The organism is Rhizobium sp. CFBP 13726 (assembly GCF_014841925.1).
Lineage (GTDB): Bacteria > Pseudomonadota > Alphaproteobacteria > Rhizobiales > Rhizobiaceae > Neorhizobium > Neorhizobium soli.
This window is the reverse complement of record NZ_JACYUU010000004.1, coordinates 403888-417971: the sequence shown is the minus strand read 5'-3', so window position 1 is coordinate 417971 and position 14084 is coordinate 403888. Positions and strand designations below refer to the sequence as shown.

General features: G+C 58.6%; 15 protein-coding genes. 5 read left to right on the top strand and 10 right to left on the bottom strand.

The features are described from left to right. The first annotated feature begins 185 nt into the window (after positions 1–185). Positions 186–941, top strand: coding sequence for an outer membrane protein (locus tag IFT66_RS18720; RefSeq protein ID WP_249406498.1), 756 nt, complete (start codon positions 186–188; stop codon positions 939–941). Between the two features lie 54 nt (positions 942–995). Here IFT66_RS18720 and IFT66_RS18715 read toward each other — a convergent pair whose 3' ends face one another. The 6 genes from IFT66_RS18715 to IFT66_RS18690 all read right to left on the bottom strand — a co-directional run bounded on the left by IFT66_RS18715 (position 996) and on the right by IFT66_RS18690 (position 3617). After that, positions 996–1133 (bottom strand): hypothetical protein, encoded by a 138-nt coding sequence (locus IFT66_RS18715; protein WP_156461778.1) that lies wholly within the window; start codon positions 1131–1133, stop codon positions 996–998. Between the two features lie 24 nt (positions 1134–1157). Then, complete coding sequence (locus IFT66_RS18710; RefSeq protein WP_156461777.1) at positions 1158–1307, bottom strand: hypothetical protein; 150 nt, start codon at positions 1305–1307, stop codon at positions 1158–1160. A 10-nt stretch (positions 1308–1317) separates the two neighbouring features. Continuing rightward, positions 1318–1485: a hypothetical protein gene (locus IFT66_RS18705; protein ID WP_192078504.1), complete on the bottom strand. Its 168-nt coding sequence runs from the start codon at positions 1483–1485 to the stop codon at positions 1318–1320. 14 nt (positions 1486–1499) lie between these two features. Next, positions 1500–1670: a hypothetical protein gene (locus tag IFT66_RS18700; RefSeq protein WP_156461775.1), complete on the bottom strand. Its 171-nt coding sequence runs from the start codon at positions 1668–1670 to the stop codon at positions 1500–1502. Between the two features lie 184 nt (positions 1671–1854). Next, positions 1855–2931: a catalase family protein gene (locus IFT66_RS18695; RefSeq protein ID WP_192078503.1), complete on the bottom strand. Its 1077-nt coding sequence runs from the start codon at positions 2929–2931 to the stop codon at positions 1855–1857. 116 nt (positions 2932–3047) lie between these two features. Continuing rightward, positions 3048–3617 (bottom strand): type 1 glutamine amidotransferase domain-containing protein, encoded by a 570-nt coding sequence (locus IFT66_RS18690; protein ID WP_192078502.1) that lies wholly within the window; start codon positions 3615–3617, stop codon positions 3048–3050. Positions 3618–4115: 498 nt separating this feature from the next. On the opposite strand from IFT66_RS18690, the gene IFT66_RS18685 reads away from it, so the two are divergent. Beyond that, positions 4116–5813 (top strand): FAD/NAD(P)-binding protein, encoded by a 1698-nt coding sequence (locus IFT66_RS18685; protein WP_192078501.1) that lies wholly within the window; start codon positions 4116–4118, stop codon positions 5811–5813. Between the two features lie 452 nt (positions 5814–6265). Here IFT66_RS18685 and IFT66_RS18680 read toward each other — a convergent pair whose 3' ends face one another. The 4 genes from IFT66_RS18680 to IFT66_RS18665 all read right to left on the bottom strand — a co-directional run bounded on the left by IFT66_RS18680 (position 6266) and on the right by IFT66_RS18665 (position 9183). Further along, on the bottom strand, positions 6266–6514 hold the full coding sequence (locus IFT66_RS18680; RefSeq protein WP_062459499.1) for a hypothetical protein: 249 nt from the start codon (positions 6512–6514) through the stop codon (positions 6266–6268). A 49-nt stretch (positions 6515–6563) separates the two neighbouring features. After that, positions 6564–7082 (bottom strand): YidB family protein, encoded by a 519-nt coding sequence (locus tag IFT66_RS18675; protein ID WP_113166086.1) that lies wholly within the window; start codon positions 7080–7082, stop codon positions 6564–6566. A gap of 252 nt (positions 7083–7334) precedes the next feature. After that, positions 7335–7772: a BA14K family protein gene (locus IFT66_RS18670; protein ID WP_113166085.1), complete on the bottom strand. Its 438-nt coding sequence runs from the start codon at positions 7770–7772 to the stop codon at positions 7335–7337. Between the two features lie 112 nt (positions 7773–7884). After that, the gene (locus IFT66_RS18665) at positions 7885–9183 is read right to left on the bottom strand and encodes a Gfo/Idh/MocA family protein (protein ID WP_192078500.1); all 1299 of its coding nucleotides are present in this window, start codon (positions 9181–9183) and stop codon (positions 7885–7887) included. A 249-nt stretch (positions 9184–9432) separates the two neighbouring features. Here IFT66_RS18665 and zwf point away from each other — a divergent pair, with 249 nt between their 5' ends. The 3 genes from zwf to IFT66_RS18650 all read left to right on the top strand — a co-directional run bounded on the left by zwf (position 9433) and on the right by IFT66_RS18650 (position 14070). Beyond that, positions 9433–10944 carry a glucose-6-phosphate dehydrogenase gene (gene zwf, locus IFT66_RS18660; protein ID WP_342344793.1) on the top strand — a complete coding sequence of 504 codons (1512 nt, stop codon included), beginning with the start codon at positions 9433–9435 and terminating at the stop codon, positions 10942–10944. Positions 10945–11293: 349 nt separating this feature from the next. Beyond that, positions 11294–12265, top strand: coding sequence for a prolyl aminopeptidase (gene pip / locus IFT66_RS18655; protein ID WP_192078499.1), 972 nt, complete (start codon positions 11294–11296; stop codon positions 12263–12265). Then, complete coding sequence (locus IFT66_RS18650; protein WP_192078498.1) at positions 12262–14070, top strand: S9 family peptidase; 1809 nt, start codon at positions 12262–12264, stop codon at positions 14068–14070. The genes pip and IFT66_RS18650 overlap by 4 nt, the downstream gene beginning before the upstream one ends. The last annotated feature ends 14 nt before the right edge of the window (positions 14071–14084 follow it).

Below are 14084 nucleotides of genomic sequence, written 5' to 3'. Positions count from 1 at the left end.
CGTTGCCGGCTCCCGAGCGCGAAAGACCTGCTAAACTTGACAGAAGTCATGTGGCGGACTTGCAACTGTGATTGTGCAGTCGCTACTGCAAGATCATCTTTATTAGCTCTTTCCGTTAGCAAACAGCGCGACTCTGATAGTGGATTGAATCACCGATCAGGCATCGGACCACTAAAGGATATGTCATGAACACTCTCTCAAAAGCCCTGGCCACCGTTCTCCTCGCCTCGGCAATCGCAGTCCCGGTGTCTGCCGCAGATCTCGCGCCCACGGAAACTCCGCTTGCCGCACCGGCGACGTCAGGTTTTTACTTTGGTTCGCTGAGCTCCGTAAACTTCCTTGACGATACAGGCTTTGATTTCGGCGCCGCGTCGGTGTCCACCGATTATGATGTCGGCTACTACAGCGCACTGCGCGCCGGCTATAACTTCGGATCGATGGGCTTCGTTTCGCCGCGCCTCGAGCTTGAACTTGGTTACGGCAGCGCGTCTGTCGACGAACACAGCGTTTCCGGATTTCCCGGCGTTGGTGGTATCGACTCCTACGGCGACGCTCGCTCGTTCCAAGGCTATGTCAATGGCTATCTCGATATCCCGCTTGCAGCTGAAGGCGCAGTCAGCGCGATCACGCCTTACGTTGGCGGCGGTGCAGGTTTCATGAACCTGGAACTGCGCAAGCAGGGCGTCAGCGGAACCGGTACCGGCACGCTGATGGATGATTCCGACACCCAGTTCGCCTACCACCTTGATGCCGGCGTTGGCATCAATCTGCAGGCTATCGGTCTGTTCACGAACACTTCGCTGTTCGACAACACGACGTTCGATATCGGGTATCGTTTCACAGCTGCCGACGATTTCAACTTCGAGGCCCGCGACGGATCCACATCGAGCACCGATTTCCGCAGCCATGCTGTGACATTCGGCCTGCGCCGCCAGTTCTGATCTGAGGGTCTGGCCGGTTTCGCGACCGGCCAGACCTATTCTGCTTGAGACGTTTCAGATCTCGCCCTCGGGCTTTTCGCCCTTGGCGTCTTCAAGGCCTTTTTCAGCCTTCTTCAGCAAATCCTCACGGTCCTTGTCGGCATTCTCGCTCGTGCGATCCGCATCGCTTCCGGTCTTTTTGTCGTCACTCATTTTATTCTCCTTCTGGTCAGAGATTCACGATGGCCAGATGGTCCAGAACATAATTCCGACCACCACGATGAACGACAGCGGCAGCGCCAGAAACCGCAGCATGCCAGTGCCTGTGTTGTCCCGGCCCAGCCAGGCAAACCACCAGTCCGGGCCTTGATTTCCGCTCTGTGACATCAGCGCCCTTTCACTTGGTTGTGCCGTATCCGGGCGTACCTGTTTTCTCCGAGGCGTCTTTGCGTTCCTGCTCCGGAGTTCGCGTCGTGTCGACGCTTTCCTTAAAGCGCTGGTGCCCATCGCTTTCGATAAGCGTTTTGTCGGCGTCCTCGGTAACCGGTGGATTCTTCACGGTCATTCCTTCCAGTCCTGTCACGACGAGCTCATGAGCCCGTAGATGACGATTGCGATATACAGGCTGAAGGCGCCGAGCACGTATATGCCAAGCACGACGATCACTCCGCGCCCTAACAGTCCCTTCTTCTTTCGGACTTCAGGCGGGTCTCTCATTTTGTCGATACTGGGTTCATCTTCGGGCTTCATCGCATTTCCTTTCATTCAAGGAGGCGAACAGTCCGCGAGCAGCATAGTTCCAGCCGTTTCGAGGCGCAGCAGAATGTGAGGACAATCCGTGCGGCCTATCCACCAGTGCCGTCTTCTTTTGAAATTTAAACGCAAAATTTCGGCGAGACGTCGATCTCGCCGAAATCCGGTGTTTGCCCTGCGTTTACTGCTGCGGTTCGTGGAACGGACAGCCGTTGAACTTGGCTCTGAAGTCGGCAGAGTGGCGGTAGGTTTCGTTACGTGCGCGGTTGATGCCGCCGAGAGGCTGGTGATCTGCAAGGCCGGTCCAGACGCTGAACCGCATTTCCTCGTCGACCTTCTGCACCTTGGCGTCGCTCCAGCTATCCTGCGGAGCAGCGCTCAAAGTTGCAACGGTCACGAACGGAGCTTCGTCTTCCTTCCATTCTACGGTCGGATCCTCGATCGGTTGCGCTTCGATATCGCGACAGAGCTGGACCTGGAATTCCCACAGGCCCCACGTTTCCTGCATTTCCGCCTGGACCGTCTCACGGATGGCGTTCTCGCGGACGCTGGCATCGATTTCGGTTCCGGTGCGCTTGGTCAGATCCGGTGAGATCGGCTTCACGCGGAACTTCGCGACGTAGTCACCATAGCGGAACGGCGTGACACTGAAATAGGTCTCGCCGAGCGGATCGACATTCGGCGCGCCGCCGAGCGACTGAATGGTGGGGCTCGTCACGCCGACGGCTTCGAGGCCCTTGTTGACGGTCTGAAGCACGCTGGACATCACGGTCTTTGTGCCTTCCATCTTGTCCGTGGTCTTGGCAAGGAGCTTGAGGCTGGAAAGAAACTTCTTGGGATCCGGCGTCTGGAAGACCGGGCCGTTGACCATCACGAAGTCCTGGTTAGTGCCGTCCGCGCCCGGCAGGCGAGTACCCTCGACGCCGACAACCTTGATCGCCAACCCGCGTGGAAGAGCAACAGCGTCGGGCAAGATGTCGCCGGCGTTTGTGGAAAGACGCATGTAGACCGGATGTTCGCCCGGTTTGGCAAACAAACCTTGCGCAAACTCGGGCGGCAGCCCGTCCTTGACGGTCATTGTACCCTCAAGAATGCCGTGTGCTTTTGCGTGCACGGACCGAACGGCATGGCCGTAATCCTCGGCAGTCTTTTCAAGAATGATGTCGAACTGATCGATCAGACCCGAGATCGTCTCGCGCTCATCAGGTTTGACTGTTTCGAGGTCTGGGGAATAACGGACGGGCGTGGCTGCAATCATCTGGCGCTCCTTCAAAATCGAAAAACGCCAGAATAGTGCTTCTGGTTCCAGCGCAAGCTAATATGCTCGCCGGCTGAGGATGCGGCCCATCGGGGAGCCGCATCCTGAGTAGTCGCTCAGGCGCTACGGGCCTGCTGTGGGTGTTTGCCCTCTTCGAATTCCTCGACGATCTTCGCACAGAAAGCCGGCAAATCCTTCGGGGTGCGGCTCGTCACGAGCCCCTTGTCGACAACAACTTCCTTGTCGACCCAGATGCCACCAGCGTTCTCAATGTCCTTGCGAACTGTCGGATACGATGTCACCGTCCGGCCATTCAGGACGTCTGCTTCGACGAGAAGCCACGGTGCGTGACAGATGACGCCCACGGGTTTTGCCTGCTGGAAGAATGCGTGCACGAAGGCGATCGTCGCCTTGTCGGCTCTCAGCTTGTCGGAGCCCACGCATCCGCCCGGAATGACGAGGCCGTCGAACTCGTCAGCCGAGACATCACTGACCGTCTTGTCAACGGTATAGCTGCTCCCGGCGTCGAGGTCGTTGTTGTTCGTCTGGGCCTCGCCGCTTTCAAGGCCGATGACAGTGACCGTGGCACCGGCTGCCTCGACCGCGTCTTTCGGCTGCTTGAACTCGGGCTCTTCAGTGCCGCGCGGAGCGATAAGAATGGCGATTTTTTTGCCTTGAAGGGTCATCGTGTTTCCTCACTTTTCTTGATGTGGAGGAGCGTTAATGACGGTTGGCATGAAAAGTTTCATCCAGCCGAACACTTCGACTTGTCACCTTGCTCTGCCGCCAGTCGAAGTTTCCGGAGGCGCTCGCTTTTTTCCTCCCGACGTCGCCGTTCGTCATCTGCAGTCTCGCGCGCAACGGCGTTGGTGTGCTCGAAGGCGGCCGCGCGTTCGCCCATGGTCAGCGTTCTCCTGATCCTTGAAACCATCGTATCCATCTCTGTGATTGCTTCCCCGATACATGGGACTCGTTGAGCGCCTCATCAACATGTTGCGCCTGTACGGTAGCGGACCGACACGACACGAAGGCACGCGGGACATCGCAGATCGCGGAGGAATCCCCATATCAGCAAGGTGAAACCCGGCTCGTTGCTGTTTGCTCACTCTGGACAGATGGGGAACATCTTTCGATGTCGGTTGTTCTGTCAATGTGCGCCGCTTTCCGCGGGGCAGGAGATTTAGATGCGTAAACGCGTAGCCATTATTGGATCGGGTCCGACAGCCATATTCGCACTGCAGGACCTTGTGAAATGCAGCGCCTCTCTGGATATTGCAATTTTCGAGCGAACCGACGTCGCCGGCAAGGGAACACCCTACCAGCGGGGCATCAACGACCTCGCGATGCTTTCGAATATACCGAGCATCGAGGTGCCGGCTCTGCCGGTGATGCTCCACGACTGGCTGGCACTCCAGTCCGACGAGTACCTGAACGAGATTGGTGTTGCTCGCTCGGAAATCACAGACCGTGCATTCTATCCGCGTGTCGTGGTTGGCGATTATTTCAGATCTCAGTTCGACGCGATCATCGACGCATCGCGGGCCTCCAGGCATACGGTCGACGTGTTTGAGAACGCATCCGTCGACGACGTTCAGCCTGTCGGTGATCAGTTCAAATTGTGCCTGAGCCCTGAACACGGCGGCGCAGAGGCGCTGTTCGATTACGTCGTCATTGCGACCGGACATAGCTTTCCGTCCGAACCTGAGACGTCGCCCGGCTACTTCGAGGCGCCATGGCCCGCGACCGCATTGCAGAGCATCCCGAGCGGCAAGATCGGAATTTTGGGGACTTCGCTGAGTGCGATCGATGCCGTCATGACGGTCGCAACCAAGTTCGGTGAATTCACCAAAAGCAAGGGTGGCGAACTTAAGTACTCCGTCAACGCGGACGGCCAGGCTCTTGATATCGTGATGATGTCGCGCAAGGGTCTTCTTCCCGAAGCCGATTTCTATTTTCCGATCCCCTATCTTGAGCCGAAGATCTGCACGCAGCAGGCGGTCGATGACCGCATCGCGCTTGGCAGCAGCGGACTGCTCGATGACATTTTCGAGCTGTTTCGCCAGGAACTTGCTGTTGCCGATCCGGACTATTCCAAGGCCATCGGTCTAGACGGCTTGACTGTCGACAAGTTCGCCGTTGCATATTACGGGGTTCGCGACAAGGAAGACCCGTTCGAATGGGCGGCGTCCAACCTTGCCGAAGCCAAGCGGAACTATGCCCAGAAGCACACCGTTCCGTGGCGCTACGCCATTCTCATTACCCATGAGATCATCGAGACGGCGGTCGGCTTTATGAACGCTGACGACCTTGGCCGGTTCAACCGGAACTTCAAGAGCATTTTCGCCGACGACTATGCGACCGTTCCGCACCTGTCGATCGAGCGCCTACTTGCGCTTCATCGGAGCGGTTGTCTTGGTATCGTTGCCCTTGGCGATGACTCGGAGATCGTGAAAGAAGGTCTTGAACGGGGCGCTACTGTCGAAATCGCCGGTACCACCATGCGCTTCGATACGTTTATCGACGCCACGGGCCAGAAAACTCTGTCGGCGACCGACCTGCCATTCCCATCCCTTATCGAACGAGGGCTGATATCCGAGGCAAAGACGATGACAGCCATTGGCAATCACCGCCGTACGGGCGGGATTGACGTGGACGACCAGTGCCGACCGCTGATCGCGGGCGTGCGACCGGTGAGGCGACTGTACGTCCCGGCTGTCTCATATCTTCTCCACAAACGTCCGTTCATCCAGGGCATCACAAGTGCTGCCGAACTCGGACAGATCGTTGCAGCCTCCATCATTGCCGAGGTGACAAGACCGGTCCGCAGCCGCCGCGTCAGGTCATCCGCTCGTACACAGGCGCCGGCTGAGATCGCGGCGTAGGATCTGCGTGCCGGTGAGCGTTGGTGGACTGAAGTGATAATCCCGCCTCTTGAGGCGGGATTTCTTTTTCAATGCCTGCTCACCTCGACCATACGCGGTTCTCGCTGACGGTGTGGGGTTTTTGATAATGCCAACTGAAACCACTCTAGCTTGGCGGCAGCGGAGAGGCACGCTTACAACCTTGAGCAATGACGAACCGAAGCATCATAACAGCACGATCGCGCTGACCGGCGTCAGCGTGGCCGGCAATCTCTCGGCTGTGACTGGACCTGCGGATGACGAGCGGCAGGGCTCCCCTGAGATGCGTGTCGGACGAGAAACCTTCAGGACTGACCGAAGGGGAGCGCAACGAAGCCTCTGTCTCATTCCTGAGAGCAGAGGCTTGTTTCTTGAAGTAGAAGTAGGCTGGTCGAAGAAAACCAGGCCCTCAAACGCTGAGCTTAATCTCTGCTTCAGCCCGCCGTGGCGTTTCGAATGGCGTCGATGACAGTTGCGAGAACGCTTTGACCTTCGTCGGTAATCTCCGCTCTTTTTCCGTCGATACGGATGAGGCCGCCGTCTTCGAGTTCTGCCTGGCCCTTCGAGCTTGCGTGATGACCAGCACCATCGTCCAGAACGACTTCCTTTACGGGGTCACCGCTGAGGAGTTGATGATAGGCCGCAAACACCAGGATGGAACGCGCATCGTCTGAAAGTTTCATAGGGATCTACCGTTTTGCTTGAGGATGAAGGGATGGTGCCCCCTTCCAATCACACTGTCGATGTTGGGTCGTCTGCGGGGACCTTGCCATCCGGGGTCAGCTCATCGACCGCGCGGGGAAGATCCTTGCTCAGCCGCGCAAGTATCTCATCTCGCGACAGTCCTGTTTTCGCTGCCAGTTCATCGAGAACTTCGGGTCCGATCGCTTCGGCAAGCTGATCCCCATCGATATCCTCGTTGGATCCGGGCTTGACCCAAGATTCGGCCTTCTGACCATATCCGTTCTGCTGGAAGGTTTTCAGGAGGTCACCCAGACCACCACTCAAGACACCGCCGGACGCAAGTCCTCCCAGAATTCCGCCAAGGCCGCCTGCTTCCTTGCCGCCCGTAAGCTTGCCGAGCAGATCCTCAAGACCACTTGTCTGCCGGGGACTGGTCTCCGGAGCGGTGTTCGCTCCAGCCGGTTGGGTCTTGTTCACGCCCCGTAGGAGCTCCGCAATTTTGTCCCTGTTCTGAAATCCAGCAACGGCAAGTACGCCGAGCAGTGCTTTCAATTGACCGCTTGCCATGGTGTTCTCCTCGATTTCGCAGCCATAGCCGGGATGGCGTTAAGGCTTCATGCAAAGCAAACGACCAGTCGGCGGCGAGGTTCCTGCACGGGCACCCGTTGGCCTAACATTTGCTGCGGGGAGAGGGTTCGGGGCGGTTCGGAACAACTCCTAAGGTGAGTTGATGCGGCCTCCAATCCACTGCCGTAGCCCAAAAAAACGAAAACCCCGCCATTGCTGGCGGGGTCTCTCATTTACGCACCGGTGAAGATGTTAGCGGCAAACCCGGCGTGGGCCCGAGTTCGGCTGGTAGGTGTTGTCCGAAGCGCGATACGAGCGGTAACGCGCTGCACAGCTGCTGCTGCCGTTGCGGTTCTGCGAAGCGATCGCACCACCGATGAGGGCACCTGCAGCCAAGCCGCCGATGATGGCGCCAGTGTTGTTGCGACGACGGTTGTCGTAGCGACGGTCATGGCGGCGGTGGTTGCTGTAACGGTTGCGGCGATCATAGCGGTCACGACGATCGTATCGATTGTTGTATCGACGCTCGCCACGCGGGACGTAACGGCGGTTGTCGTTGCGGTACTGGACCTGCTGGACGTCAGCCGCCGGTGCAGCCGCGGTAATCGCTGCCTTCGGCATGGCCTGCGCGGGCACGTATCCGGTAAACGCGGTCATCATCGAAATGATTATAATTGCGAGCTTTTTCATCTGTCTCTTTCATTGTTGTAAAACGGAGATAGGGCGAATCTCCCGTATGGGTAGAGCGCTGGTTGAACTTGTGAACACGTCCACGACACAAGCGCTTGCGCAAACACCGGCGTCAGAGTTCGACCGCAGCTGGTGGTCCGCGGAAGGCGTCGAGTCGGTCCGGGGCCTGGAGCCTCACGGGCGCTCCCGATCGCGCTGACTCGTAGATTGCTTCCATCACAACATGATCCTGCACACCTTCCTCGCCGGGCGTTCGTGGCTTGCGGTCCTCGATGATGCAGGTCGCCATGTGGTCGATCTCGGCCGCGAACTGGTTGTTGAGCGCGATCTCGACCTTTTTCTGCACGGATTTTTCGCCGTCCAGTTCGGTGACAGTCAGGCTCTGGCCGTCGTATTTGTAGGCGTTCGCCATATCCACGGTGGCCTTTTCGAAATTGAGCCGCTGATGCTTGTCGTCTCGCGCGCCATAGCTGGTGAAGCAGTTGGCGATGAAATTGGATGGGAAGCGCAAGGTGAACGAGACCGTTTCCTCGACCTCGGCATAGCGAGGGTCACCTTCGGGGCTGTATTGCGTCGCCATGACTTCGACCGGTTCCTCACCTGTGAGGAAGCGTGCGGTGTTCAGGCAGTAAAGCCCAATGTCAGGGAGTGATCCGCCACCGGCAAGAGCCTTCTTGTGCCGCCATTGCTCGGCACCGTTTTCGGCAACCGTCTGAACGTTGATCGCGGACATGCCGACAAGACGGCCATAGGCTTTGCTGCGGACTTTTTCGGCGAGGTAGAGATTGGCGGCTTCGTACTGGATGCGGTAGGCCACCATCAGCTTGACGTTCTGCTCTTCGCAAACCTTGACCATTTCCTGCCCGTCCGCCGAGCTGATCGACATGGGCTTCTCGCAAAGGACATGCTTGCCTGCCCGCGCTGCCCGTTCGACATATTCGCGGTGCATGCTGTTGGGCAGAACGATGTAGACGGCCTTGATGTCCGGATTGGCCTTGATGGCGTCGAAGCTCTCGTAATCGTAACAGGCATCCTCGGCGATGCCGTATTGCCGCGCGACCGCCGATAGCTTCTCCGGCATTCCGGACACGAGCGCCACGAGTTTCGATTTTTTCGTTTCGCCAAAGGCGGGAAGTATTTCTTCGAGGCTGAGACGACCGAGAGCTACGACCGCAAAGCCGACCCTATCTTCCAGAGGAAGCGGCGCTGACGGGTTTCCGCTCGGGGTCTCATCGGGCCCGCGCCATTCCGGGAACTTGACCTTGCCGTCCTCGACCATGCCGGTGTCCACCTGCGTCGGTGCGGGGTAGCTCTGAGCGCCGGCAACCGTCGTGGACAACACCACCCCCGTTGCGCCTGCGGCTCCAAGTTTCAGAAGATTGCGTCTGTTGAAAGCGCTTGCCTGATCCATGCCGGTCTCCAAATTGCTCGCCGCCTCACAAACAACGCCGTTTCGCCGATGTTCCTTTGCATTCTGCGTTTGTCGGATGCGGAAGGTGGCTTGGGTATGCGGGTCCGGTGTGAGTATTCATCGGGGCGCGGATGCCAAGTCGTCGCGGCGCCGACCCTTCTCGCAACTCGCCTCTATTTCCCTTTCGAGAATTGCTGGTTGCACCGAGAAGCCTATATCCCCGTGAGGACCTCATGGAAGGAGCTGCGCGTGATTCCGAAAAAAGCACCGCCCGTTACTCTCGTCATCTTCGGCGCCACCGGCGACCTGACGCGTCGCCTGCTCATTCCGGCGATCATCAACCTGACACGCAGCGGCCTGGTCGGAGACGATCTCGCTATCCTCGGCGTCGGGATCGATGAAGGCGACGACGAATTTCTGCGCGGTCGGCTCGATGAGTTCCTCACCCATCTCAGCCCAGACGGCGAAGAGCCGACCCGCAAAGACGACGCCTGGTTCAGTCTGCGATCCCGCATTTCCTATATGAGCGGCGATTTCACCAGGGACGATATCTATCAGGCGATTGAAACGCGGCTTGGATCGTCGGCAAATGCTGCTTTCTACCTCGCCGTCCCGCCCGTTCTGTTCGGACCGATCGTCGAGAAGCTGGCAGTACATGGCCTGATGCAGGAAACCGAGACATGCTTCCGGCGCGTCGCGATCGAGAAACCCTTCGGGACCGATCTCGCCTCGGCGAAGGCTCTCAATGCCCGTATATTGTCGAATGTCGAGGAAACCCAGGTCTACCGGCTGGATCATTTTCTCGGCAAGGAGACTGTGCAGAACCTGATGACGGCCCGTTTTGCCAACATGATCATCGAGGGCCTGTGGAGCAACACCTATATCGACCATGTTCAGATCACGGCGGCGGAGGTTGTCGATGTCGGCAGTCGCGGCAAGTTCTACGATGCGACAGGTGCTCTCCGCGACATGGTTCCGAACCACCTGTTCCAGTTGCTGGCCATGATCGCGATGGAACCGCCGAACAGTTTCGATGCCGAGGCTATTAGAAACGAGAAGGGCAAGGTGCTGAAAGCGCTGCGTGTCTATTCGGCTGAAGAGGCTGCCGCAAACAGCGTGCGCGGCGCCTATGGTTCGGGCGATCTCGGCGGCAAGTCGTTGTCAGCCTACCGGGACACCAAGGATGTCGCGCCCGACAGTCGGACCGAAACCTATGTGGCCCTCAAGCTTTATGCCGACACCTGGCGCTGGGCCGGTGTACCGTTCTACTTGAGGACGGGTAAGGCTTTGACCGCCCGCGACACTGAAATCGTCATCACGTTCAACAAGGTCCCATTTGCCCAGTTTCGCGAAACGGACGTGACGCGTCGTCTGCCGCCCAACCGGCTCGTCATCCAGGTTCAGCCGGATGAAGGGATGAGCATGGAAATCTCGATCAAACGCCCCGGCCAATCCGTCGAGACAGTGCCGGTGACACTGGATTTCCGCTATTCCGACAGGTTCGACATCGGCAACACGACGGGCTACGAATCCCTGATCTACGACCTGTTCATCGGCGATCAGGCGCTGTTTCAACGCGCCGACAGCATCGAATCCGGATGGGCTGCCGTCCAGCCTTTCCTGGATGCCTGGGCAGAAGACGGCTCGGTTCCAGAACCCTACGCCCCCGGCAGCATGGGCCCAGCCTCAGCCGATGACCTTATCCGCAAAGACGGTCGTGAGTGGCATGAACTCGGGGTGGTGCTGCATCAGAGGAAGTGAAGCGGTGATTTTGTGTGAAGACCGTCGGTGTATCGAAGCCCGACTGGTTTTTGTTTTCCACAGGTCTTCGAAATTTTTCGAAGTTATCAAATGCCGTGCGCGATGAACCCATCCTGTTGATACGATGAGTGGCGGGTAGCGGCCGAGGCAGCCACAACGGGACCAATTCCGTTAGTGCTCGCAGTTGAAGGACACCTTCTCACGAGACTTACGAGGTAAAACTATTCCGCTTTGGAATGGCCCATCACCAATTTTCATTGGACGTGTCTGTCTCTCCGCGACATCATGATTAAATCTTATACATGCATAAATTTTATGCATAGTGGACGTTGTCGTGGTGCTTATCGAAATGCCTCAAAGCCAACAGCCCCTTACCTACCTCGTGCAAGCTGACGAAATGCATGTCCTGCATGTCGAGGAATTCGGGAGCAAAGACGGTGTTCCGGTCGTCATCCTGCATGGAGGGCCAGGTGCCGGCATCTCGCCACAGCAGATCAAGACATTCGATGCCTCTGCGTTCCGCATCATCACTTTCGATCAGCGGGGCGCAGGGAAATCTACCCCTCATGCCGAGCTTACCGGAAACACGACCGATGCGCTGATCGAAGATATTGAGGGTGTCCGCACGGCGCTCGGTATCGAACGGTGGGTGGTCGCCGGCGGTTCCTGGGGCAGCTGCCTGGCACTTGCCTATGGACAGGCGTATCCGCAACGGTGCCTCGGCTTTCGCCTGCACGGAATTTTCCTGGCCGGCCCGGACGATATCGACTGGTGGTTTAACGGTGTCCGCTCGATCTTTCCCGAGGAATGGGAGGAGTTCGCGGACTTCATTCCGGAAAACGAACGCGGTGACCTGCTATCGGCATACCACCGCCGCCTGACGAGCGGAAACCCGCAGGTGGAAGCCGCCGCCGCACTGAGCCTCCGCGGCTTTTCAGCGAAGACGCAGACGTTCCTGCCGGATCCTGCCCATGTCGCCGCCCTAATGGATCCCAAGGCGGCCCTCACCGTCGCCCGCATCTTCACCCACTACTGCGTCAACGGTGCGTTTCTGAAGCCGGGGCAGCTGCTCGTCGATATCGACCGCATCCGGCATCTTCCCTGCCAGATCGTGCATGGCCGCTACGACACGGTGACGCCGATGCTTTCAGCGTGGCGGCTGCATCGAGCCTGGCCCGAAGCCGGCTTCACCATCGTTACGGAAGCCAACCACCAGTCGACCAAAGGCCCGCTCTTCGACGAGCTCAAGGCCGCATCCGAGAGGCTGTCGCACCAGCTGGCCGACAACCGAGACCTCAATCTGGAGCATAACCATCGATGACGAGAACGATCGACGCATCCGCGATCCTGCCATTCATCGGGATCGGCTCCGTCAAATCGCCGGCGGTATCACCTGATGGGCAGTGGCTTGCATACCTATCGGACGCCACCGGGTTTCACCAGATCTGGATCCGTCCATTTGCGGGAGGGCAGGCACGTCAGCTGACTGAAATGCCGGAACCCATCGGGGCTTTTGCCTTCAACCCGAAGGGACCGCAAATCCTCTTCACAATGGATTGTGGCGGCGATGAGCGTCATCAGCTCTGGCTGCTCACGGACCTGACGGCAGAGCCTGTTGCGCTGACATCCGCCACGACCGTGGTGCATCTTTGGGGAGCCTGGTCGCCTGAGGGAACGCGTATTGCGTATACTTCCAACGCTCGTTCACCCTATGACATGGACGTCCACGTCACCGACATCGCGAGCCGCGAAACGAAGGTTGTCCATGTCGGCAGTGGCATGCGAGAAGTTCTTGCGTTTATGCCTGACGGACAGTCGCTCCTGCTGCGCGAATCCCTGCGCTCCGGCAACGACCAGGACATTTATCGTCTCGATATCACCACCGGCTCTCTTGCGCCGCTGATGCCGCATGACGGCAAGGCTCGCTATCTTGCCGCCCGGCTTTTCAAGGATGGCACCGGTGGACTGACAATCAGCGATCAGAACCGCGACTTCATGGCCATCTCTCGTTTTTCGGCCGATGGCGGCGAGATCACGCCGGTGCTGGAGTTCGCGGGGCGCGATATAGAGGCGATGGCATTGTCTCCCGGCCAGGACCGCATCGCTTTAGTGGTCAACGAGGATGGCTGGAGCCGGATCGGTATTGCAGATCGCGATGGTGGCAATCTGATCCGTTTCGACCACCAACCCACCGGCGTCATTACCTCTGTCGCCTTTACGCCTGATGGTCGGTCGCTCGTCTTCCCCCTGGAAAGTGCGTCGAAGCCCTCATCTCTCTGGAAGGTCGACCTCGCGACTGGCCAGTTCGACCAACTGGTGGCGCCGCAGACGAACGGCTTCGATGGCGGCGCCTTTATCGAACCGGTTGTCGAGCGGTTCGAGAGCTTCGATGGCCGCTTGATCCCGGCGTGTGTCTACGTTCCGGCGTCGCCGCCTCCGTTGCTGGGATACCCCGTGCTGTTCATCGTGCATGGCGGCCCGGAGATGCAGTGGCGTCCAGATTTTCGCGCTGACGTCCAGTTCTTGCTGAGCCAGGGCGTCATGGTCGTTGCCCCAAACATTCGCGGCAGCACCGGTTATGGCCGCATCTTCCATCAACTCGACGATCGCGAAAACCGGATGGATACCGTGTCCGACCTGCGGGCGATCAGGCTGGCGATCGGCGCCCGCGAGGACGTCGATGACGATCGCATCGGCGTGTTCGGCCGCTCCTATGGCGGGTTCATGGTGCTTTCGGCGTTGACGGAAGATCCGGACCTCTGGTCGCTCGGCGTGGATTTTTACGGCGTCGGCAACTTCCTCACCCATCTGCGCGCAACCGGCCCCTGGGGACGGCAGCAGCGGGTTGCCGAGTATGGCGATCCGACTGTGATGCGCGAAACACTGGAGCGGTTCTCGCCGATCAACCGCATCGACCGGATGAAGGCACCCTTGCTGATCGTCCATGCCAACCGCGATCCGCGCGTGCCGATGGGCCAGAGCGAAGACGTCTATTCCTGCCTGAGCGGCCTTGGACATGACTGCGACTATCTGCGGATCGATCACGAGGGGCATGGTTTCGCCCGGCTCGAGAACCGCCGCACCGTGTTTTCCGCTTTCGCCCGTTTTCTACAGAAACACCTTTAACAGCAGCCTTCTTG